Annotated in this window: 23 protein-coding genes; 2 read left to right on the top strand and 21 right to left on the bottom strand. The window is 58.0% G+C overall.

The window, feature by feature from the left end; genetic code table 11:
• Positions 1 to 6: 6 nt before the first annotated feature.
• From trpS to ABLV11_RS05875, 21 genes are all read right to left on the bottom strand, one after another.
• Complete coding sequence (gene trpS / locus ABLV11_RS05975; RefSeq protein ID WP_004108695.1) at positions 7 to 1,014, bottom strand: tryptophan--tRNA ligase; 1,008 nt, start codon at positions 1,012 to 1,014, stop codon at positions 7 to 9.
• Between the two features lie 206 nt (positions 1,015 to 1,220).
• On the bottom strand, positions 1,221 to 2,477 hold the full coding sequence (mtr, locus tag ABLV11_RS05970) for a tryptophan permease (RefSeq protein ID WP_004108693.1): 1,257 nt from the start codon (positions 2,475 to 2,477) through the stop codon (positions 1,221 to 1,223).
• Between the two features lie 333 nt (positions 2,478 to 2,810).
• The gene (gene tnaA / locus ABLV11_RS05965; RefSeq protein ID WP_004108691.1) at positions 2,811 to 4,199 is read right to left on the bottom strand and encodes a tryptophanase; all 1,389 of its coding nucleotides are present in this window, start codon (positions 4,197 to 4,199) and stop codon (positions 2,811 to 2,813) included.
• 123 nt (positions 4,200 to 4,322) lie between these two features.
• The gene (gene tnaC / locus ABLV11_RS05960; RefSeq protein WP_004098218.1) at positions 4,323 to 4,418 is read right to left on the bottom strand and encodes a tryptophanase leader peptide; all 96 of its coding nucleotides are present in this window, start codon (positions 4,416 to 4,418) and stop codon (positions 4,323 to 4,325) included.
• A gap of 251 nt (positions 4,419 to 4,669) precedes the next feature.
• On the bottom strand, positions 4,670 to 4,999 hold the full coding sequence (locus ABLV11_RS05955) for a multidrug efflux SMR transporter (protein WP_004108688.1): 330 nt from the start codon (positions 4,997 to 4,999) through the stop codon (positions 4,670 to 4,672).
• A gap of 17 nt (positions 5,000 to 5,016) precedes the next feature.
• A complete protein-coding gene (locus ABLV11_RS05950; protein WP_004108687.1) occupies positions 5,017 to 5,433 on the bottom strand; it encodes a multidrug efflux SMR transporter in 417 nt (138 codons plus the stop codon).
• 19 nt (positions 5,434 to 5,452) lie between these two features.
• Positions 5,453 to 6,139, bottom strand: a complete 687-nt coding sequence (locus ABLV11_RS05945) for a hypothetical protein (RefSeq protein WP_064345393.1) — start codon at positions 6,137 to 6,139, stop codon at positions 5,453 to 5,455.
• Positions 6,140 to 6,151: 12 nt separating this feature from the next.
• Positions 6,152 to 6,772 (bottom strand): phosphate propanoyltransferase, encoded by a 621-nt coding sequence (locus ABLV11_RS05940; protein WP_004108682.1) that lies wholly within the window; start codon positions 6,770 to 6,772, stop codon positions 6,152 to 6,154.
• On the bottom strand, positions 6,769 to 7,197 hold the full coding sequence (locus ABLV11_RS05935; protein WP_016807793.1) for a BMC domain-containing protein: 429 nt from the start codon (positions 7,195 to 7,197) through the stop codon (positions 6,769 to 6,771). The genes ABLV11_RS05940 and ABLV11_RS05935 overlap by 4 nt, the downstream gene beginning before the upstream one ends.
• A 12-nt stretch (positions 7,198 to 7,209) precedes the next feature.
• Positions 7,210 to 8,157: a choline TMA-lyase-activating enzyme gene (gene cutD / locus ABLV11_RS05930; protein ID WP_016807794.1), complete on the bottom strand. Its 948-nt coding sequence runs from the start codon at positions 8,155 to 8,157 to the stop codon at positions 7,210 to 7,212.
• Between the two features lie 56 nt (positions 8,158 to 8,213).
• The gene (gene cutC / locus ABLV11_RS05925) at positions 8,214 to 11,600 is read right to left on the bottom strand and encodes a choline trimethylamine-lyase (RefSeq protein ID WP_126488347.1); all 3,387 of its coding nucleotides are present in this window, start codon (positions 11,598 to 11,600) and stop codon (positions 8,214 to 8,216) included.
• Between the two features lie 25 nt (positions 11,601 to 11,625).
• Positions 11,626 to 12,780, bottom strand: a complete 1,155-nt coding sequence (locus ABLV11_RS05920; protein WP_024273680.1) for a 1-propanol dehydrogenase PduQ — start codon at positions 12,778 to 12,780, stop codon at positions 11,626 to 11,628.
• A 15-nt stretch (positions 12,781 to 12,795) separates the two neighbouring features.
• Positions 12,796 to 13,053 (bottom strand): EutN/CcmL family microcompartment protein, encoded by a 258-nt coding sequence (locus tag ABLV11_RS05915; RefSeq protein WP_004098229.1) that lies wholly within the window; start codon positions 13,051 to 13,053, stop codon positions 12,796 to 12,798.
• Between the two features lie 26 nt (positions 13,054 to 13,079).
• Positions 13,080 to 14,684 (bottom strand): acetaldehyde dehydrogenase (acetylating), encoded by a 1,605-nt coding sequence (locus tag ABLV11_RS05910; protein ID WP_017145063.1) that lies wholly within the window; start codon positions 14,682 to 14,684, stop codon positions 13,080 to 13,082.
• A 53-nt stretch (positions 14,685 to 14,737) separates the two neighbouring features.
• Positions 14,738 to 15,016 (bottom strand): BMC domain-containing protein, encoded by a 279-nt coding sequence (locus ABLV11_RS05905; protein ID WP_002442217.1) that lies wholly within the window; start codon positions 15,014 to 15,016, stop codon positions 14,738 to 14,740.
• A gap of 15 nt (positions 15,017 to 15,031) precedes the next feature.
• Positions 15,032 to 15,316 carry a BMC domain-containing protein gene (locus ABLV11_RS05900; protein ID WP_004108664.1) on the bottom strand — a complete coding sequence of 95 codons (285 nt, stop codon included), beginning with the start codon at positions 15,314 to 15,316 and terminating at the stop codon, positions 15,032 to 15,034.
• Positions 15,317 to 15,333: 17 nt separating this feature from the next.
• On the bottom strand, positions 15,334 to 15,612 hold the full coding sequence (locus ABLV11_RS05895) for a BMC domain-containing protein (RefSeq protein ID WP_004098239.1): 279 nt from the start codon (positions 15,610 to 15,612) through the stop codon (positions 15,334 to 15,336).
• Positions 15,613 to 16,017: 405 nt separating this feature from the next.
• Positions 16,018 to 16,536, bottom strand: coding sequence for a FidL-like protein (locus ABLV11_RS05890; protein ID WP_004108661.1), 519 nt, complete (start codon positions 16,534 to 16,536; stop codon positions 16,018 to 16,020).
• Positions 16,533 to 17,333, bottom strand: a complete 801-nt coding sequence (locus ABLV11_RS05885; protein WP_004110280.1) for a helix-turn-helix domain-containing protein — start codon at positions 17,331 to 17,333, stop codon at positions 16,533 to 16,535. Before ABLV11_RS05885 ends, ABLV11_RS05890 begins: the two co-directional genes overlap by 4 nt.
• Before the next feature lie 17 nt (positions 17,334 to 17,350).
• Positions 17,351 to 17,935, bottom strand: coding sequence for a TetR/AcrR family transcriptional regulator (locus tag ABLV11_RS05880; RefSeq protein WP_023320276.1), 585 nt, complete (start codon positions 17,933 to 17,935; stop codon positions 17,351 to 17,353).
• A gap of 147 nt (positions 17,936 to 18,082) precedes the next feature.
• Positions 18,083 to 18,865: an NAD(P)H-dependent oxidoreductase gene (locus ABLV11_RS05875; protein ID WP_126488350.1), complete on the bottom strand. Its 783-nt coding sequence runs from the start codon at positions 18,863 to 18,865 to the stop codon at positions 18,083 to 18,085.
• Positions 18,866 to 18,952: 87 nt separating this feature from the next.
• On the opposite strand from ABLV11_RS05875, the gene ABLV11_RS05870 reads away from it, so the two are divergent.
• Positions 18,953 to 19,861: a LysR family transcriptional regulator gene (locus ABLV11_RS05870; protein ID WP_126489679.1), complete on the top strand. Its 909-nt coding sequence runs from the start codon at positions 18,953 to 18,955 to the stop codon at positions 19,859 to 19,861.
• On the top strand, positions 19,855 to 20,298 hold the full coding sequence (locus ABLV11_RS05865) for a FosA family fosfomycin resistance glutathione transferase (RefSeq protein ID WP_126488352.1): 444 nt from the start codon (positions 19,855 to 19,857) through the stop codon (positions 20,296 to 20,298). The genes ABLV11_RS05870 and ABLV11_RS05865 overlap by 7 nt, the downstream gene beginning before the upstream one ends.
• The last annotated feature ends 45 nt before the right edge of the window (positions 20,299 to 20,343 follow it).

Raw genomic sequence — 20,343 nt, 5'->3', positions numbered from 1 at the left:
CACGCCTCAAAACAGCACCGGCAGCCCCAGCCCGCGTTTTACTTCATGCAGCGTCCGTTGTGTCAGTTCGTGCGCCCGTTCGCTTCCCCGGCGCAGCAGCGCCAGCAGCATGCCTTTATCCTGAATATAAGTCGCCCGACGCTCGCGTATCGGCGCCAGCAGCTCCTGTAAGCAGGTCTCCAGCGCGTTTTTGCACTGCCTGTCTCCCAGTCCTCCGCGCCGATAGTGGGCTTTCATCTCGGCAACGAAGGCCTTATCAGCATGAAAGGCGTCGAGATAAGTAAAGACCACATTGCCTTCTGTCTGACCCGGGTCGGCGACCCGCAGATGATTCGGATCGGTATACATGGCGCTGACCGCACGATGGATCTCCTCTTCGCTGGCCGAAAGGGTGAGCGTGTTGCCCAGCGATTTCGACATTTTGGCGTTGCCATCGATGCCCGGCAGGCGGCTGACGTCGCTGAGCAGCGCTTTGCAGTGCTGTAAGATCGGCGTCGTCGTCAGGCTATTCATTTTGTGCACGATCTCGTTGGTCTGTTCAATCATCGGTAGCTGATCGTCGCCAACCGGCACCAGTTCGGCCTTAAAGGCGGTGATATCGGCGGCCTGGCTTATGGGATAGGCTAAAAATCCCACCGGCAGCGAGCGGGAAAATCCCTTCTGGGCGATTTCATTTTTCACCGTCGGATTGCGTTCAACCCGGGCGACGGTGACGATATTCATATACAGCGCGCTGAGTTCGGCCAGCGCCGGCAGAGCGGATTGCAGGCAAATGGTGGTCTTCTGCGGATCGATACCGACGGCGAGATAATCGGCCATCACCTCAAGGATATTGCTGCTGATTTTTTGTGGGTTACTGCCGTTGTCGGTCAGTCCCTGTAGGTCCGCGACGAGGATAAACTGCTGATGGTCGTGCTGGAGCAGCACGCGCTGGCGCAGGGAACCAACGTAGTGGCCGAGGTGCAGCTGGCCGGTAGGACGGTCGCCGGTCAGGATCGTTTGGCTGGTGTTCATGAGTGACTCCTTAGGATGCTATCAGGCCGAAGGGCGACACTCAGAAACAACAAAGCCGCCTTCCGGCGGCTTTGATTAGAGGAAACGTGAAATCTTGCCGCCTGTTATGCAGGCAGCCACCAACGGCGGAAGTGAGAGATGACAACGTTTCTGTTCATCTTTTTATCCTGCCACGAAAAGTGGCGCGAGTGAAAGCCTTTTTTCATTTAGCGATAAACTGGCAGCAGGTTAAAACTGGATAAAACATGAATTATCGCGTTGGCGCCGCCGAAGCATAAAATCAGGATAATCATGGCATTGCCGCCCCAGACCCGATAGTTCGGGCTGCCGAAACGCCTGCGCGAGGCGCGCGCCAGCAGGGCGGGGACGATAGCGGCCCAGACGGTAGCGGCGAGACCGGCGAAGCCAATGGCGTAGATAAAACCGTCAGGCCACAGCAGACCGCCGGCGATCGGCGGCAGAAAGGTCACCAGCGCGGTTTTAAACCGCCCCAGCCGGCTATCGTCAAACTTAAACAGATCCGCCAGGTAATCGAACAGGCCGAGTGTTACGCCCAGGAATGAGCTGGCGACGGCGAAGTTGGAAAAGACGGTCAGCAATAAATCGAGAGTCGAACTGTTCAGCAGGCCGCTTAAGGTCTGCACCAGCACGTCGATGTTGCCGCCTTTTTCGGCGATAGCGATAAACGCCGGGCGCGGAATATTGCCCATTGTGCCGACCAGCCAGATGATATATAGCACCAGCGCCATCAGCGTGCCGAGCAGCAGGCAGCGGCGAATGATAAGCGGGTCTTTACCGTAGTACTTCATCAGGCTGGGGACGTTGCCGTGATAGCCAAAGGAGGCCAGGCAGAACGGCAGCGTCATCAGAACGTAGGGCAGATAGGACGCATTGACCTCCGCGCGGTTAAACAGAATCGCGGGCTCCACGTGCCACATCAGACCGCCAAAGGTCATAAAGAAGGTGAGAATTTTGGCGCCCAGCACGATAGTCGTCATCCGGCTTACCGCTTTCGTACTCAGCCAGACGATAAAGGCGACGATCAGCGCGAACGCCAGCCCGCCCAGGCGTGCGGGAACCGCGAGGTTCATCTGCGCAAAAGTATGCTGAATAACCGAACCGCTGGCGGAAATATAGGCGTAGGTCAGGATATATAATACAAAGGCGACGGTCAGACCGTTGATAATATTCCAGCCGTTTCCCAGTAAATCTTTCGTAATCGTGTCGAAGCTGGCGCCAATATGATAATTGAGATTGGCTTCGAGGATCATTAGCCCGGAATGCAGCATGCAAAACCAGGTAAAGATAAGCGCCAGCAGCGACCAGAAAAACCAGGCACCGGACATCACCACCGGTAAAGAAAACATGCCTGCGCCAATAATCGTGCCGCCGATAATCATCGCTCCGCCAATCAGCGATGGTGTATTAGTTGAGACCGCTTTTGAGACTGATAGTGTAGCCATAAGGTGCATTCCTCACGTGGCTATAATTATTATACCCGTCATACTTCAAGCTGCAGATGTGTAGGCTGCGTTCACTCACCCCAGTCACTTACCTCAGTAAGCTCCTGGGGATTAATGAGAGGCTCCTGCCTCTCACCGGCGGCCAGCCTTCGGCTGGTCAAATTCGTTCCCGACGAATTCGTCACTCTCTTGCCGCCTTTCTGCAACTCGAATTATTTAGGGTACAGATAACGGCTGCGGGCAAACGGCTACCCGGCGCAACCCGAATAATTGAGCTTAAAAAGATGGAGTTAAATTAATGGCGCTCTTATTGCGAGAGCGCCCTGATAGGGTTTATTTCACCGGTTTCAGTCTGGCGACGAAGTGGCGCAGTACCGGCGGTTCATAGGTGAAGGTGAGGCCCTTAATCGTAGCGGCGCGCGCCTTAACGGCGATCAGCGCATCAGCGATATAGTCCATATGATCGTTGGTATAAACCCGACGCGGAATGGTCAGGCGCAGCAGCTCCATCGGCGACGCCTTCTGCTTACCGGTTTCCGGGTCGCGTCCCAGCAGCAGGGAGCCGATTTCCACGCTGCGAATGCCCGCTTCCAGATACAGCTCGTTGTTTAGCGCGTGCGCCGGGAACTGCTCCGGCGGAATATGCGGCAGCAGCAGCTTAGCATCGACGAACACCGCATGGCCGCCGGTCGGATACTGAATCGGAATGCCGCCTTCGCGCAGGCGTTCACCGAGGTACTCCACCTGATTGATGCGATAAGCGAGGTAATCCTCGTTGGTCCCTTCTTCCAGACCGATAGCCAGCGCCTCCATATCGCGCCCCGCCAGGCCGCCGTAGGTGACAAAGCCTTCCATCGGCACGCAGCGAATGCGCACTTCGTTGAAGAGCTCTTCGTCATCGCGGAAGCAGCACAGTCCGCCAATATTCACCATCGGGTCTTTCTTGGCGGACATGGTCAGCATATCGCCGTACTGGTACATCTCGAGAATAATCTCTTTCACCGATTTATCGGCATAGCCCTCTTCGCGCTGTTTAATAAACCAGGCGTTTTCGCAGAAGCGGGCGGAGTCGATTACCACCGGAATATTGTTCTGGCGCGCAATTTGATACACCTCGCGCATATTCGCCAGCGATACCGGCTGGCCGCCGGAACTGTTACAGGTGACGGTAGTAATAATCGCCGCCACGTTTTCCGCGCCGTGCTCGGCGATGGTCGCTTTCAGTAAATCAATATCAAAGTTGCCTTTCCAGTCGTACCACGAGGTCGTGTCGAAGGCTTTCGGCGTCACCACGTTAATGGCTTTTGCGCCGTTAAGCTCCACGTGAGCGGCGGTAGTATCGAAGTGGAAGTTGGAAATAAACACCGGATGCGCCGACTTGCGGCGAGCAATCAGGCTTGGGAACAGAATCTGCTCCGCGCCGCGCCCCTGGTGGGTGGGAATGGTATACGGATAGCCGATAATCTCTTTGACCTTTTCACACAGATGCTGATAGTTACGCGACCCGGCGTAGGCTTCGTCGCCCATCATCAGCCCGGCCCATTGATGGTCGCTCATCGCGCCGGTGCCGGAGTCGGTCAGCAGGTCGATATACACGTCCTGGCTATTGAGCAAAAACGGGTTATAGCCCGCCTCTTCCAGCGCTTTGACGCGATCGTCAAAGGTGGTCATACGAATATTTTCGACCATTTTAATGCGGAACGGCTCAGGGATACGTTTCATTTATTTTCTCCATGGGAATGCTGTGCCGCGTCTGGCTATTTGGCGACAAGTAATGGGCGCAACAAATAGCGACTAAACGCAGTGCTGAATTAATTTTTTTAGGGAGTAAACAGCAGCGGAGAATTAACGAGGGAAGTCGTTGGAGATGCGGTGATCTAAATTATACCAGTCGTCCAGGCCGCCCTGGGCGATGAGGCGATAAATCGATTTTTGCGTCATGACATCGTCCTCTGTGGTTGAAGGGATGCCATAAAAATAAGGTAATATGAGAAAATAACCACGATTAAAATCACAAAAAATTAGTTATTGATAAGTGGAGTATAAAAATTTGACGCTCGTCGTATTTTTAGCGTTATTGATTATTTGGTTAGCAGGCGATGGTTTTTTGTTTTTTTAATTGCGCCAATGACGGCTTATTTAGTAGGGGTATTTAGCGCCTTCACCGCAATAAATGAAGGCGCAGGAGTGACTTACATGCTGGAAAAGACGTTCATAATGATGCCGCCGGAGATGATCAGCACCATGGCGAGGATGGCCGGAATATCCGGTTTCTGCTTATAGAGGATCATCGAGCAAATCGTGACGCCGACGATACCAAAGCCGCACCATAACGAGTAGGCGACGCCGACCGGAATAGTGCTCATCGCGCGGGTGAGGGCGAAGTAGCACAGGCCGTAGGCGCAGACCACCAGCACCGACGGCGCCAGTTTACTGAAGCCGTTGGTCTTTTTGATCATCGACGTGCCGGTGATTTCGGAGCCGATAGACAGCGCCAGCCATAAAAATCCGAGGTTAAACATATGCGATTCCTTTTCAGTTAGTTGGCGACTTTTTTGTCCAGCGATGAAGCAGCCGAGGCTTCTGCGGGCGCTTCCTCGCTCTCTTCGCTACCCATTTTGGAAAACAGATTCATGATCACAATACCGCTGGCGATAACCGCCATGCCGATAATGGCGGCGGTATCCGGGTGCTGGCCGTAAAACGCCATTCCCAGCGTCGATACCACGAGGATGCCGGTACCGGACCAGGTGGCGTAGGCCAGACCGACGGGAATATCTTTCACCGCGCGGGACAGCGAGTAGTAGCAGGTGCAATACAGCAGTACCAGCAGCCCGAGCAGCAGCATTTTGGTTATCCCTTCACTGCTGCCGAACATTTTGAGGGTGGAGGTGGCTGAGGTTTCGGAAACGATAACCAGCAGCATCCATAGCCAACACTTTGTTTTTGAAGACATAAGTTAAACTCCGGGTTTACTATTTAAGGTAAGGTTCTTTTTTTCTGTTTTTTAAAAAATCGATAGCGGCATCGGTTAACTGCGCTTGAGGCGCACCGGCCAGCGCCGGATTATTCACCACGTCTGTGACAGTGAGATAACGGCGCGGACCGCTCGCCGGCGCCACCGTTGCTTCGCGACCCGACGCCAGCTTCTCCAGCAATTCGTTCATGGTGCACAGCGTGACGCCGCATTCGGCCAGGCGGGAAAGCGTGGCCTGCATATGCCCGGCGTAAGCGGTATCAGGCTGCGCGCCCCGCAGCTGGTTAAGCTCGCTGGCGGGATCGCAGTGATAGCGCAGCGCCAGCACCGGCAGACCGCTCAGCAGAGCATCGTGCACGCGGCGGGCAAAGGGACTGTGCAGAGAACCATTCACCAGATCCGCCGCCAGCGGGTAGTCGAGAAATGGCAGCAGCAGCGCTTTATACGCAGCGGACGGCAGCCCATATTGCCAGTCAGCCGCCGGTAGCGTTTTACCGATACTCTGCCACTGCTCGCCGTCGTCAATGCCGCTATCCAGCGCCAGGTGCAGGCTCTCGCCGCAGCCGGCCAGCCGCTGGCGAATAGCGTGCCGGTAGCCCGCCGCGGCGGTCACCATTACCAGTACCGGCGGCCGCAGACGCTGGACAATGCGTTCAACCAGCGCTTCCATCTGTTGGTTGGTCATGGCGAGCCTCCGTTAGCCGATGAGCGCGACCTGCGCGCCGTTTTTCAAGCCGGCGGCGTTGGCCTCTTCGGTATCAATATGAAACTCCAGCGCGAAGTCTTCGCGTACCCGCACGACCACTTCATCGAAGGTCAACTGGCGTTCACCGTTGCTGCGGACGCTAACCTTCTGGCCGTTGGTGACGTTCAGCTGGCGGGCGTCCTGCGGTGACATATGGATATGCCGCCAGGCGCAGATCACCTGAGACCGCAGTTCAACGTGGCCTGCCGGGCCGATCAGCAGCGCGCTGCCCGCATTCTCCAGCTGGCCGGATTCGCGAACCGGTGCTTTGATGCCGAGGGTAAAGCAGTCGGCGCGGGAGATTTCCAGCTGCGATACCGGGCGGGTTGGGCCGAGGACGCGCACGTGGGTGAGCGAGCCCTTCGGACCGACCACAGTGACGCACTCCTGGGCGGCGAACTGTCCCGGCTGACGCAGCGGCTTAAACGGCGTCAGGACATAGCCCTTGCCAAACAACGCTTCGACGTCCTGCTGCGCCAGATGGACGTGACGGTTAGAGATGCCGACCGGGATAGCCGGCGCAACGTGGCTCAGGCGGGCGGCGATTTTTTCATGGAGCAGGGTGTCGATCATGCCTTCTTCCCTTTCCTCATCGCCGCGTTTTTATCTTCCGTCGCCGCGGGCGCGGCGGCGGGCTCAGTGGGTTCCCTTGTTTCCACAGCGGCGGGTGCGACGATTTCAGCCTCAAGCGGGGCTGCAGCGGCAGCTTCCGCACGCGGCGGATGGCCTTTGAGGGTGCTGAGGGCTTCCACGACGCTGCGTTCCGGACGAGCGATCGTCAGGGATTTCACCTGCGGGTCGATAAGCTCAGCGACGGCCACGCCGCGTTCGATGGCGGTGTGAATCGCGCTGATCTCCCCCTCAAAGCAGACGCTAACCAGCCCCGATCCGACTTTGCGGTAGCCAAAGCAGGTCACTCCTGCGCTTTTACAGGCGGCATCTACGGCCTGAACGGCGGCAACTAACCCTCGAGTTTCAATTACGCCTAAACTTTTCATTGTCGGCTCCTGTTAATGGCGGACTAAGCGAATATCAAAATCAAACTGCGTGAAGAACGTTTCCAGCCGGTCTAACTCTTCGGCGGAATATGTCGGGTCCCGGGCGATGGGGTAGGGCATATCGAGGCGCTCATATTTTTTGCGCCCGAGCTGGTGGTACGGCAGCATATCGATGCGGCGGATATTTCCGCGCTTCGCCAGCTTTTGTACATAATCAATGGCCCCGGTAATGGCATCGAACGAGTCGTTATAGCCGCGAACCAGCGGCATGCGGATAATGACGTTAGCGCCGGAATCCACCAGCCACTCCAGGTTGCGGCGAATGCCTTCGTTGCCAATGCCAAATAACGCTTTATGGTGCTCGCTATTAATTTGCTTAATATCGAATAAAAAGGTGTCGGTCACCGGCGCCAGCTTTTGATAATTAGCCAGCGGCGTAGTGCCCTGCGTTTCCACGGCGGTATTGAGCATCATCTTTTTGCATTCGCTAAAGAGCGCGACGGCAAAATCGGTCTGCAGGCTCATTTCTCCGCCGCCGATGGTGACGCCGCCGCCGGAGGAGATATAAAAGTCGTAGTCCTGCATGATGATCTCCATCAGTTCGCTGACGGTGACATCTTTACCCATAATATCCAGCGCGTTCTGCGTGCAGATCTCTTCGCACTTGCGGCAGCCGATACAGTCTTTATTGCGGTTGACGAAGTGCTTCATTTCGCCGTTTTCCTCCGCCCGATAATGAATTCCCGCCGGGCAGACGTTGACGCAGTCGCCGCAGTTAATGCATTTATCCTGGGAGAACATCACCTGAAACTGGCTATTCAGCCCTTCCGGGTTAGCGCACCACGGGCAGCGAATATTGCAGCCTTTGAAAAAAACCAGCGTGCGGATCCCATCGCCGTCATAGATCGAATATTTCTGAATATTGAATATTCGCCCGGTTAGTTCTTGTTTTGCGCTCACATTGACCTCCAGAAATACGATCGGGACATCCGTGTCCAAAAACGTCCGTGTTTTTATCAGAACTTCTCAATTACCGTACGGCTGATAATCTCGTCCTGAACTTCTTTGCACAGCTCAACGAAGTAGGCGCTGTAGCCCGCGACGCGGACGATCAGATCGCGGTATTTTTCCGGCTCCTGCTGGGCTTTTTTCAGCACTTCGTTATCGACATAGCTGAACTGCATCTGGCCATTGCCGAGAATCGACGCGGTGCGCAGCAGGGTAATCAGGCCGTGACGACCTTCCGGGGTATCCAGCAGCCCTTTGAGGAACTTGAAGTTGTGCACCATGCCGATATTCATGGTTTCGACGTTCATCTTGCTCACCGACTTGATGATCGCCGTCGGACCCTGTTTATCCGCGCCCTGAGTCGGGCTGATGCCGTCGGAGAGCGGCATCCATGCCAGGCGACCGTTCGGCGTGGCGTTGGTCAGCTCACCGATCGGCGTGTTGTTGGAGATGGACAGGGTGCCGTGGCTCAGGGTGGAGTAGAGCATCTTGTACTTACGGCACTCGCGCTCGGTCCACTCGGTGATATCCAGTGCATACTGGTCAACGTAGTTATCATCGTTGCCGTATTTCGGCGCGTTGAGGCAGTCGCGACGCAGGCCTTCAAAGCCTTCGAAGTTCGCCAGCAGCGCGTCGCGCATCTGCTCAAGGGTGTATTTCTTATCTTCAAACACCAGCTTACGAATCGCCGCCATGGAATCGACGTAGGTCGCCAGACCGGAGAAGATCAGCCCCGGGCCGTGGTTGATCATCGCGCCGCCGGCGGCAACGTCTTTCCCTTTTTCCATGCAGCCTTCTACCAGCAGCGACATCAGCGGCTTCGGCGCCACGTCGCGGTGCACGCGCTGGCTGATGACCGTACCGATCGCCGACAGGCGTACGATATGGGCAATCTGTTTTTTCACCGCCGCGTCGAACGCTTCGAAGGTGTGCAGGTCGCGCAGGTCGCCGGTATCCAGCCCCTGATAGCTGTCAAACAGCACCATCCGACCGCGGTTTAAAACGAACTCAATGGCGATGGGCCACTGGGTGTAGCCGGTGGAGGTCCACTGGTAGATGCGCCCGGATTTCTGCGGTTCGACGCAGCCCATCAGGCAGTAATCGCGGGCGTCTTCGAAATCGAAGCCTTTTCGCAGCATCATCTTGATATGGGAGTCGTCGAAGTGGCAGGCCGGGAAGCCCATCCCCGCTTTGACGACGTCGACGATTTTTTCCATATACTTCTGCGGCGACTGGTTGTGAATACGGCAGGCCAGCGACGGCTGGTAAACCTTCACGAAGCGCACGGCGTCCATGATCAGATAAGTCAGGTCGTTACAGGCATCGCCGCCGGAGCGCTTCTGACCGCCGACGGTCAGGTTGATAAACGGCTGATAGCCGGCGAAATATTTCGCCCCCAGCTCGCTGGACATCCACATCAGCTCGGCGCATTTGATGATAAACGCCTGCAGCAGCTCCAGAGCGGTGTCGTGAGTCAGGCGGCCTTCGCGGATATCGGCTTCAAACATCGGGTAGCAGTACTGGTCTACGCGACCCAGGGACAGCCCGGTCTGGTTCTCTTCAATTTCAAACAGCGATTCCACGGTCCAGATGCTCTGCAGCGCCTCCTGCAGCGTTTTCGGCGGGTTCGCCGGCACGTTCTGGTTCACCTCAGCGATGGTCAGCAGCTCGGCGCGGCGCTGGGCGTTCTGTTCAACGGCGGCCAGTTCGCGGGCGCGGGCGGCGATGCGGTGTGCGTAGTTAATCACCCCTTCGCAGGTTTCAATGGCCGCCTTGTAGTAGTAAATACGGTCGATATCTTCCGGGTTTTCCATGCTCAGGCTGGCAAGATGCGCCTCGGCGTCGGCTTTAATGCCGTTCATCCCTTTGGTAAACAGCAGCACATCGTAGCCCGGGCAGGTGTCGCCGCCGCCGTTGATCTGGTGGTAGGAGAGGTCGCTGACGAAGGTTTCGCCGCTGAATGCCCATACGCCCGCTTCGCGGTACTGGGCTTCGCAGATTTCGTCCAGCGAGCGGCCTTCCCAGAACGGTACGATCTCTTCGCGGATGGTTTTCTTATCTGCTTCGCTGATCTCAAACGGATCCTGCGGACGGGTGCTCATGGTATCGAGTTCATCGCGCACCCAGCGCCAGGCGATATCCGGCGAGAAGGCGCCCGCGCGCGGCTTGCCGCATGGATGACCGACGATCAGCTCATCATCCTGAATCAGAATTGGCGCGGTTTCGCAGGCGTGGCGGAAGGCTTTGGCGCGCAGCAGAATTGTCGGCATGCCGGGGTTGGCTTTGACCACTTCGGTAAAGGCCAGCGCGCGATAGATAGAGACGCTCGGGCGCACGGTCAGGTAGTGGTTGCGCAGGCGCTGCATGCGCGGAGTCAGCCCTTCTGCTGCCGGCGTATCGCCGGCGGCGGCAAACGGGGCGGCGGAAACGTGTTGTACTCCCTTGAACAGACGCACCGGCAGATTCAGGGCGCTCAGGTTTTGCTGCGCGCTGAGGAACATGTCGGAGAGTTCGTTGATGCGCGCATTCGCAAGGCTTGCGCCGTGCAGCATGGCGTCAAACATCGGATAACCGTCGATCGCGCAGGCGGCGCGCACTTCGCACAGTTCCGCCAGCTTGAACCACAGCGATTCGACGATTTCATACGCCTGCTGCGGGGAGAGCGCGCCGTTGTTGATATCGTGCTGGTAGTAAGGGAGCAGGGCTTTGTCGGCGCCTTCCGGGTTGACGGCGTAGCTGCCGTTATCCAGCTGGAGCGCCAGCTGGAACAGATAAAAGGCCTGGCACGCCTCTTTGAAGCTGCGCGCCGGATGCGCCGGAACATGGTGCAGAATGGCGGCGCTGTCCAGCAGTTCTGCCCGGCGGTAAGCGTTGGTTTCCGCGGCGGCCAGCTGTTCCGCGCTGTTGGCCAGGTTTTGCGCCAGCGCCAGCAGGGCATCGCAGGCGTAGATGGCCGCACGGCAGCCGTTGACTTCGTCCATGCCGCTGCGGCTGACGGCGCTGCCCAGCGCGCGGGTTTTCTCTTCCAGCTGATGTTTTATCGCCAGTACGCCTTTTTCGACCACCAGCTTGTAATCCGGGGAGTCGAGATCGCTATTCAGATTGAGAAACTGGAACGCGGACGGGCGACGGGCGGCGCTCTCGTCGTGGAAAATCGCCCCGTGCGGTTTGCGGGTCTGGTTGCCGACGATCAGCTCGTCGGCGCTGATGCACAGCGGCAGCTGGCGCATCAGTTCATAGAAACGGCGCGCCGGTTTGACGGCGGCGGGAACCCCGGCGATATCGCCATCAAGGGCGTTGAGCGTGGTGGCATGTTCGGTGCACAGGGTGCTTTTTTGTGAGAGTAAACGTTCTGCCAACACTTTGACGCGCGGCGTTAAGCTGTAGTGTGCCATGGGTAAGGTTCTCCAAATCTTGTTATCAGTGGCCCTGAACGGCGTTGCCGGTCCATGCCCGGCGATAGAGTTCGGTCAGTGCGTGAGCATCCGGCGCGCGTGGGTTCGTCGGGGTACAGCTGTCGCGTAACGCCTGGCCGACCATCTCCGCCAGCCGTTGTTCAAACTCGTCTGCAAGGACGCCGGTATCGCGGATGCCGGCCGGCATGCTCATTTCGTCTTTAAGCGCCTGAATGGCGACCAGCAGACTGGCGACGCCCTGGCGGGTAGTGGCCGCAGGCAGATCCAGCAGATGGGCTAATCGGGCATATTTGCGGGCGGCATCGGTATCGCACAGCCCGTGATAATCGGCGTTCCAGGCCACCACGTCCGCCATCAGCAGGGCGTTGGCGCGACCGTGGGGGACGCGAAACACGCCGCCGAGCGCGTGGGCAAGGCTGTGGGTAATGCCCAGCGAGGCGTTGGTGAAGGCCATGCCCGCCATGCAGGAAGCGTTGTGCATCTTTTCCCGCGCCAGCAGATCGCCACCGTTGCGCCAGCAGGTCGGCAGAAAGCGAAATACCTGCTGAACCACTTTCTCCGCCAGCGCATCGGAAAAGTCGCTGGCGGCGCGGGAGACATAGGCTTCCAGCGCGTGACACAGCACGTCCATCCCGGTATCGGCGGTGATCGCCGGCGGCACCGAGGCCACCAGCGCCGGGTCAAGAATGGCGATATCCGGCAGCAGCGACGGGTCCACCAGTACCAGCTTCTCGGCGTGGGCTTTTACCACTGAAAAGGCGGTGACTTCAGAGCCGGTGCCGCTGGTGGTGGGGATCGCCACAAAGCAGGGAGGCTCGCGGTGAGCGTCCGGACGGGTTTGCGCCAGGGCGAAAATAACCGCTTTGGCTGCATCAATCACCGAACCGCCGCCCAGCGCGATAACCAGATCCGGATAGCTGGTATCCATCCGCTTCATACCGCGCACCACGGTGGCGATATCCGGGTCGGCCACCACGTCGTCCCAGACCTGGAAAGCGATGCCGCGCGCATGGAGGATCTGCGTGACGCGATCGGCGAGGCCAAACTTAACCATCGCCTGGTCGGTGACCAGCAGCACGTTGCGGGCGGGCAGCTCGTTCAGGATGGCAAGCGCATCCTGACCAAAGCGAATCCGGGGTTTCAGCAAAAATTCACTCATTGGGTTATTGACTCCTTAAGCGTCCCGAAACACGTTCTCGACAATGGCGACCACCGACATGGCCTTGTAGCGCTCTTTGTTGAGCGCCAGGTACTCTTCGGCCAGCACGATGTCGTGCATACCGGCGCCGACGCTATCAACGGCAACCCAGGTCTGGTCTTTCATCGGCTGCTGGTCATCATCCAATTTGACGATCAGCAGCAGGTTGCTGCCCCGTAGCTCATCGCACTTCTGCGTGGCGACGACATGTCCGACTACCTTTGCGAGAATCATTGTTTTTATCGCCTTATATCAATGTGTTACTTACCGAGGCGTTCCAGCACCTGGCGGATGACGCGTTCCACGTTTTGCTCATTAATCTCGCTTTCCGCGCCGACGGCGGCGGCAGCCGCAAAGCGATCGTCGGCGCTGGCCGGATGGGCTGCGGTGGCGGCGGTCGCCGGGGCGTTAAAACGTTCATCGTCGAAGATGCTGCGGTTCGGGCCGGACGCCGGGCTGACGATGGTCGGCTGCGGTTCCGGGCGGCTACCCGGCGCGCGCAGTTCATCGATGGAGCGAACGCCGTAGCCCACTTTGCGGATGTTGAGCAGGTTCATCGGTCCGACGTTATCTGAGCTGGAGCCGCCGCCGACTGCGCCGCAGCCGAGGGTCAGGGCCGGAGTGATATTGGTGGTCGCGCCGATGCCACCCAGCGCCGCCGGGGTGTTGATCAGAATGCGGTTAACCGGTTTTTCCAGGCAGAACTGGCGGATGACGTCCTGATTGCGGGTGTGGATCACCAGCGTGTGGCCGAGGCCTTCGTTGGTCAACAGTTCCACGACGCGGTGACAGGCGGCTTTCCAGTCCTCTTCGACGTACAAGCCGAGTACCGGGCACAGTTTTTCCCGCGAGTAGGGGTTGGTATGCGATACCGTGGTCTGCTCGGCAATCAGCACTCGGGTGCTGGCCGGGACGCAGAAACCGGCCATCTGGCTCAGATAGAGCGCGGTTTTACCCACCACTTTAGGGTTGATGGTGCCGTTGGGACGCAGCAGCAGGGCCGCCATTTTCGCCGCTTCGTTTTCGTTCATGAAGTACGCGCCCTGCGCTTCCAGTTCGCGATGCACTTCGTCGTAGATGCAGCGTTCGACGATAATCGACTGCTCGGAGGCGCAGATCACGCCGTTATCGAAGGTTTTACTGGTGATGATATCTTTCACTGCGTGGGGGATATCGGCGCTGCGCTCGATAAACGCCGGGCCGTTACCCGGACCGCCGCTAATGGTCGGCGTGCCGGACGCGTAGGCGGCGCGCACCATGCCTTCGCCGCCGGTCGCCAGGATCAGCGACACGTCTTTGCTGTGCATCAGCTCTGAGGTGGCTTCGAGGGTCAGTTGGCTAATGGCGTCGACGCTACCGGCAGGCGCCCCTGCCGCTTCCGCCGCGCGCTTCACGATTTCAATCGCTTTCCAGCTGCACTGGCGGGCGCCGGGATGCGGGGAGAAGATAATCGCGTTGCCGGCCTTCAGGGCAATCAGCGTTTTGTAGATGACCGTGGAGGTCGGGTTGGTCGACGGTACCAGCGCACAAATCACCCCCAGCGGCACGCCCACGTCCATCACTTTTTGTAGCGGATCGTCATGAATGATGCCGACGGTCTTCATATCTTTGATGGCGTCGTAGACGCGCAGCGAGGCGAAGCGGTTCTTCAGCACTTTGTCCTGCCAGTTGCCAAAACCGGTTTCTTCCGCGGCCATTTTCGCCAGCGCTTCGGCATGATGCGCTGCTTCCTGGGCCACGTTTTTCACGATGGCGTCGATTTGCTGCTGCGAAAAGGTGGCCAGAATCGCCTGCGCCTTTTTGGCATTGCGCACCAGTTCCCGGGCGTTCTGCCGGGACTGCAAATCGTTATCCAGTTCAATCATGAGTCTATCCTTCATCAGACTAAAAGAGTGGAGACGGGGCGCGCCCTGTCAGGTCATGCTTTGTGCTGCGCCGCGATTTTTTCGATGTCGTTATGCGGACGCGCGATGACGCGAGAGGTGACGACTTCGCCGATGCGTTTTGCCGCTTCCACGCCGGAATCTACCGCGGCATTCACCGCGCCGACGTCGCCCTTCACCATCGCGGTGACCAGGCCGGAGCCGACGTTTTCATAGCCAATCAGCTCAACGTTAGCGGCTTTGCACATCGCATCCGCCGCTTCAATACAGGCCACCAGACCTTTGGTTTCGATAAGCCCTAGCGCTTCTTTCATCAGGTTTTTCTCCGGTTAATCTATGATTTTGTAATGCGAGACGATTTTGTTGATGTCGTTATGCGGGCGGGCGATAACCAGAGAAGTCACCACTTCGCCGATGCGCTGCGCGGATTCGACGCCGGAATCCACCGCCGCTTTCACCGCGCCGACGTCGCCCTTCACCATCGCGGTGACGAGGCCGGAGCCGACGTTTTCATAGCCAATCAGTTCAACGTTGGCGGCTTTACACATGGCATCCGCCGCTTCGATACAGGCCACCAGACCTTTGGTTTCGATCAGACCTAATGCATCACCCATTTGCGTTCTCCTGGCCATCAGGCCTTGTGTTTAATGACGATTTTGTTGATGTCGTTATGCGGACGAGCGATAACCAGCGAGGTCACCACTTCACCGATGCGCTGCGCGGATTCCACGCCGGAATCCACAGCCGCTTTCACTGCGCCGACGTCGCCCTTCACCATGACGGTCACCAGCCCCGAGCCGATGTTTTCATAGCTAATCAGCTCGACGTTGGCGGCTTTACACATCGCATCCGCGGCTTCAATGCAGGCCACCAGACCTTTGGTTTCGATAAGCCCTAATGCATCACCCATGGTTTCTCCTCCAGAACAGGTTTTGTGATTCGGAAAACCGACCGCGTAACGGCGTCAGGACGCGGATGCGGCGTTCGGGGTTCACTATAGGGAATGGCGAATGAAGTGAAATTTAAATCTGCTGACGTGGTATTTTTAGTCTTTTACTCTGTGATTTAGATTGGTTAAGGCGCTTATTTATGCATTTGTGCTGCGATGGCAGGGCGGATTGAGTGACGATTGTGGCGCTTTTTTCACCATTTAGCCTGAGGCGGATTGATGTTAATAAGTTGCTAATTTATTGCAGATCGGGGGTAATTTATTCCCATGCTAAGTGTGGGGAGGATCGTGTTTTCTTCGGCAGGCTAAATGCAAAACGTGCGGTTTTACTAACGGGAAAGCGAGGAAGGAAAAGCGGGTGTGAGCTTAGTCAAGCTTGCTGCCGGACTTCAGCGTGCAGACGTAGAGCGGGGAGTTGATAGAGCTGAGAAGAATGGCTTTCTCATTGAGCTTCTGTGCGTTGAGGAACAGGCCATCGTGGCTGTCGGACATCTCGCGCATAAAGTAGTCGAAGATCACGTCCGGCGACTCATCGATGGACGAGGCGCTGGATTCCCACTTGCTGATGCGATAGTGGCGCTCGGTGGTAGAGATGCGCTTGCTGGTGTAGCTGAATTTGACGTAGCGCTGGAGGTAAAGCCAGCCGGCGGCGGAATCGGTGTAGCCTTCAACGACCATCGACCCTTTGCCGTTGGCGGCAAAGTTGAAATGGATATTGCCGTTAACGTTCTCCTTCTCCATGTTCTCAAAGCGCATAATCGCTTTTGTCGAACAGCTCATTACCCCGCCGTTTTCGACCGGCAGCAGCTTCCAGGCGCAGAACCCGGCGGCGGCAATAAACACCAGGCTGGAGAGGGCGAAAAAGGGGCGCGGGGCGATTCTCATTGCGGCTTCCATGAATAATAAAAATAGTTATCGCAGTAGCTGAACGGGTTATCTTCATGCATCGCGCAGTGGGCGAGGAACACCCGGCCCAGACCGTTGGTTTCCAGCCGGTCGCCATAGAAGAAGACGAAGCGTTCGCCGGGCTTGCACTCCAGCTTCAGGCGCTGGCGTACAGCATCAAAATTCTTGCCGTAGGCGCTTTCGGCAACGGATCGCAGCATCTCATCGCTGGCCAGCAGTTCGCACTGGCTGTGGCGTATTTGCGTCAGGGTAATGGGGTGCGCTGTGCTGCCGCCGAGAAAACTGCAGACCACCAGCAGCAGGGCGATGGTGAGCAGGCAGCCGCCGGCCAGATACCAGCAGGTGCCGCGCGCGTGGCGACTGGAAACGGTCTTCTGTTCTGCCGGGGCGGTGGCCAGATCTGGCTCAGCTTCTGCCGCAGGCGCCGGTTCCGGCTCCGGGCTGGCGTCGAGCATCTCGATAGCGAGGTCCGGATTGAGCTGCAGCAATCCGCGCGATACGGTGACGATAATGTTGTCGATATCGTAGTGGCGAAAGGTTTTGCGCAGCATGCTCAGATATTGATTGAGATTGCTGTTGGATGAGGTTAACCCATTGTCATCCCAGACTTTTTTAAGCACTTCGTCGCGGCTGACCACCTCGGTGTGGCGCAGGAAGAACCACAGCAGCGCGTTGGCGGTGATGGACAGCTGGCTGTCCGCCTCATCGCTTCCCGGTAACGTTAGCGTGCCGTCCATTGCATCATAAATAAGACGGCCATGGATGTTATAGCGCATCGTGGCCTCAACATGCTTCACGCAGGAAGCGTCATCTTCGTCAAATCGCTGACCAGCGACTGCCGGTGCCTGGGGCTCATGGTGCGCCCCTCGGTTAATTCCGATAGCCAGATGCCGTCCGCCGCATAGCGCACCAGCGTGCCGGTATGGCTATTGTCCAGTTCATCCCCTTTCGCCAGATGGTCCAGCATCCAGTCGCGCCAGCATTTTCGCAGCACCGGTTCATCCGGCATGGCCAGCGACAGCACCATCAGCTGGCGGCTCTCCTGGGTGTCCGTGAGTTCCGGCGCCGACAGATAGCGCAGATAGGCGCGGGTAAATCGGCCATAAGAGACGTTATCCGCGGCCATAAGCTCTGAAATCGCTTCTTCCATAATCGCCAGCAGACGAGCAAAGAGAGCGAAAATCAGCGCCTGCTTGTTGGGGAAATGGTGCAGTAAGCCGCCTTTGCTGACGCCCGCTTCGCGCGCGACGGCGTTCAGCGACAGCGAGGCGATACCGTCCCGACCGGCGATAGTGGCTGCGGATTCCAGCAGCTGCTTATGCAGGCGGACAGGATCTTTTTTACGATGTTGGGCTTCCATATTCATGGCCCGAATCATACCGACCAGACGGTATGATTATTCTTGATCGCTATCAATATGCGAAGGGGCGTAGCGGGGCGTGATGCCGTTATTGCGTGGAGGCTCACAGTTCACCTTATGAATTGTGGTGATATTCGCCGCGCCGCGAATATGACCCACCGAGATTCACATAGGCTTCACGTGGATAGCGAGGCCATTTTCTCCAGGCGCCAGCTCCGGACGCAGGTTCAGAGAGGGGATCAAATAGTCGCCGTGATTCTGCCGACGGAAAGGAATGGGCGGCGTTTCAGAGAGGGTATCCAGCCGCCGGGCCAACTCCTCGCGCAGGATGGCGAAGCGCTGTTCATCGAGTTTGTCGGTGCGGTAGAACACCACCGGCGGCAGCACCTCAAATCCGGGATAGAACAGCATCCCGTGCTGAATGGGGAACAGAATGTCGTCGATAGACCCGTTAATTCCACGCGGAGCATAGTGCTCCGCCCATCCGCCGGCGGTAACGACCAGCATCGCCCGTTTACCCGAGAACGTGCCTTCGCCGTAGCGATCGCCCCAGTGCGTATCGCTGTGCTCGCCGACGCCGTAGGCAAACCCGTAAGCGTAAACCCGATCAATCCAGCCTTTCATGATGGCGGGCAGTGAAAACCACCACAGCGGGAACTGGAAAATCACCGTATCGGCCCACAGCAGCTTCTCCTGTTCGCCCACGATATCCGCGCTCTGCGTGCCGTGAGCGAAGGCATATTGCGAATCTCGCGTCGCCCGCCAGCTTGCACCCACCGGCGGGGCGCTGCTGTCGTCGGCATCAAATCCCGCCTTCCAGCGCATGGCGTAGAGATCGGACACCTGCACGTCGTGACCGGCGTTTTGTAGATGTTGCACGGTAAAATCTTTCAGCGCGCCGTTAAGCGAACGCGGTTCAGGATGGGCGTAAACCAGTAATATTTTCATTGAAATCATCTCAGCATAAGGGAGAGCTGCAGAGTAGAGTTGGCGGCGCTATAGTAGAAATGAATTACTTTAATGACAGGTATAGTCATGGTTAATCTCCAGCGTCTGGATCTCAATCTGCTACGCACGCTTCACGTCCTGCTTAGCGAAAATAACGTCACCCGGGCGGCGCAGCGCCTCAACCTGTCGCAGCCGTCGGTTAGCGTCCAACTGGCGAGACTGCGGGAAATTTTCGCCGACCCGCTGCTGCTGCCGGGGCCACGCGGAATGCAGCCCACCGCCCGCGCCGATGAACTGCGCGGGCCGCTGCGCGATGCGCTGCTGGCGCTGGAGCTGGCGTTGGCGCCGGTTCAGCCTTTTGACCCGGCCACGGCGGCGCAGACCTGGCGGGTGGCGGCGACCGACTATATGGCGTCGGCGATTTTGCTGCCGGCGCTCAACGCGCTGCGCATCGCCTCTCCGGCCAGCCGTCTGGCGCTGTTTGAGCTGCAGCCTTCGCGGCTGGTTCAGCAGGCGGATCGCGACGAAGTGGATCTGTTTTTTCACACGCGCGATGGTGCACCGCCCGCGCTGCATCAGCGTTTGTTGTTCCACGAACGCTACGTGCTTGCCGGGCGGGCCGGGCACCCGGCGCTGCAGTCGGCGTTAACTCTGGCGCAGTTCTGCCAGCTGGAACAGGTGATTGTCTCGCCGGACGGCGGAGGATTCAGCGCCGCGACCGATAGCGCGCTGGCGAATCTCGGTCTGGCGCGGCGAGTTGTCCTTTCCGTGCCACATTTCCTGTTTATGCTGGAGACGCTGCGCAATAGCGAGCTGGTGGCGGTGCTGCCGGAGCGGCTGGTGAGCGGAGCTGCGGGTCTGACGGTGGTCGAACCGCCGCTGGCGGTCGCCGGATTTGAGATGCTGATGCTGTGGCACGAGCGCTGGCACCGCGATCCGGCGCACCGGTGGCTGCGCCAGCAAATCGTAACGTCATTAGAGGATAAACCATGTTAAGCGGATTAAATCACCTGACCCTGGCGGTCAGCCAGCTGGCGCTGAGCGTGGCGTTTTATCAGCAGCTGCCGGGGATGACGCTGCACGCCCGCTGGGATAACGGCGCGTATTTTTCCTGCGGCGACCTCTGGCTGTGCCTGTCGCTGGACCCGCAGCGGCGCGTTACCCCGCCGGAGGAGAGCGACTACACCCACTACGCGTTCAGCATTGCGGAAGAGGATTTCGCGCTTTTTGTCGGGCGGCTGAATGCGGCTGGCGTGCCGGTTTGGAAAACCAACAAAAGCGAAGGCGCGTCGCACTATTTTCTCGACCCGGACGGCCACAAGCTGGAGCTGCACGTTGGCAACCTCGCCCAGCGCCTGGCGGCGTGCCGGGCGAAGCCCTATAAAGGTATGGTGTTTTTTGGCGAGGACGAACAGGCGGCCGGGAACCCGTAGCCCGATGTGATGGACGCCTCCCCCTTACGGCATCAAAGTGCCAGA

This window comes from Klebsiella sp. GW_Kp181 (assembly GCF_040062315.1).
In the GTDB taxonomy this organism is placed as follows: Bacteria; Pseudomonadota; Gammaproteobacteria; order Enterobacterales; family Enterobacteriaceae; genus Klebsiella; species Klebsiella oxytoca.
This window is presented reverse-complemented; position numbering and strand designations above follow the sequence as displayed.

Excerpts from the sequence above, each read along its gene's own strand:
- trpS (WP_004108695.1), bottom strand. The coding sequence starts at position 1,014 with ATGAACACCAGCCAAACGATCCTGACCGGCGACCGTCCTACCGGCCAG.
- mtr (WP_004108693.1), bottom strand. The coding sequence starts at position 2,477 with ATGGCTACACTATCAGTCTCAAAAGCGGTCTCAACTAATACACCATCG.
- tnaA (WP_004108691.1), bottom strand. The coding sequence starts at position 4,199 with ATGAAACGTATCCCTGAGCCGTTCCGCATTAAAATGGTCGAAAATATT.
- tnaC (WP_004098218.1), bottom strand. The coding sequence starts at position 4,418 with ATGACGCAAAAATCGATTTATCGCCTCATCGCCCAGGGCGGCCTGGAC.
- ABLV11_RS05955 (WP_004108688.1), bottom strand. The coding sequence starts at position 4,999 with ATGTTTAACCTCGGATTTTTATGGCTGGCGCTGTCTATCGGCTCCGAA.
- ABLV11_RS05950 (WP_004108687.1), bottom strand. The coding sequence starts at position 5,433 with ATGTCTTCAAAAACAAAGTGTTGGCTATGGATGCTGCTGGTTATCGTT.
- ABLV11_RS05945 (WP_064345393.1), bottom strand. The coding sequence starts at position 6,139 with ATGACCAACCAACAGATGGAAGCGCTGGTTGAACGCATTGTCCAGCGT.
- ABLV11_RS05940 (WP_004108682.1), bottom strand. The coding sequence starts at position 6,772 with ATGATCGACACCCTGCTCCATGAAAAAATCGCCGCCCGCCTGAGCCAC.
- ABLV11_RS05935 (WP_016807793.1), bottom strand. The coding sequence starts at position 7,197 with ATGAAAAGTTTAGGCGTAATTGAAACTCGAGGGTTAGTTGCCGCCGTT.
- cutC (WP_126488347.1), bottom strand. The coding sequence starts at position 11,600 with ATGGCACACTACAGCTTAACGCCGCGCGTCAAAGTGTTGGCAGAACGT.
- ABLV11_RS05920 (WP_024273680.1), bottom strand. The coding sequence starts at position 12,780 with ATGAGTGAATTTTTGCTGAAACCCCGGATTCGCTTTGGTCAGGATGCG.
- ABLV11_RS05915 (WP_004098229.1), bottom strand. The coding sequence starts at position 13,053 with ATGATTCTCGCAAAGGTAGTCGGACATGTCGTCGCCACGCAGAAGTGC.
- ABLV11_RS05910 (WP_017145063.1), bottom strand. The coding sequence starts at position 14,684 with ATGATTGAACTGGATAACGATTTGCAGTCCCGGCAGAACGCCCGGGAA.
- ABLV11_RS05905 (WP_002442217.1), bottom strand. The coding sequence starts at position 15,016 with ATGAAAGAAGCGCTAGGGCTTATCGAAACCAAAGGTCTGGTGGCCTGT.
- ABLV11_RS05900 (WP_004108664.1), bottom strand. The coding sequence starts at position 15,316 with ATGGGTGATGCATTAGGTCTGATCGAAACCAAAGGTCTGGTGGCCTGT.
- ABLV11_RS05895 (WP_004098239.1), bottom strand. The coding sequence starts at position 15,612 with ATGGGTGATGCATTAGGGCTTATCGAAACCAAAGGTCTGGTGGCCTGC.
- ABLV11_RS05890 (WP_004108661.1), bottom strand. The coding sequence starts at position 16,536 with ATGAGAATCGCCCCGCGCCCCTTTTTCGCCCTCTCCAGCCTGGTGTTT.
- ABLV11_RS05885 (WP_004110280.1), bottom strand. The coding sequence starts at position 17,333 with ATGCGCTATAACATCCATGGCCGTCTTATTTATGATGCAATGGACGGC.
- ABLV11_RS05880 (WP_023320276.1), bottom strand. The coding sequence starts at position 17,935 with ATGATTCGGGCCATGAATATGGAAGCCCAACATCGTAAAAAAGATCCT.
- ABLV11_RS05875 (WP_126488350.1), bottom strand. The coding sequence starts at position 18,865 with ATGAAAATATTACTGGTTTACGCCCATCCTGAACCGCGTTCGCTTAAC.
- ABLV11_RS05870 (WP_126489679.1), top strand. The coding sequence starts at position 18,953 with ATGGTTAATCTCCAGCGTCTGGATCTCAATCTGCTACGCACGCTTCAC.
- ABLV11_RS05865 (WP_126488352.1), top strand. The coding sequence starts at position 19,855 with ATGTTAAGCGGATTAAATCACCTGACCCTGGCGGTCAGCCAGCTGGCG.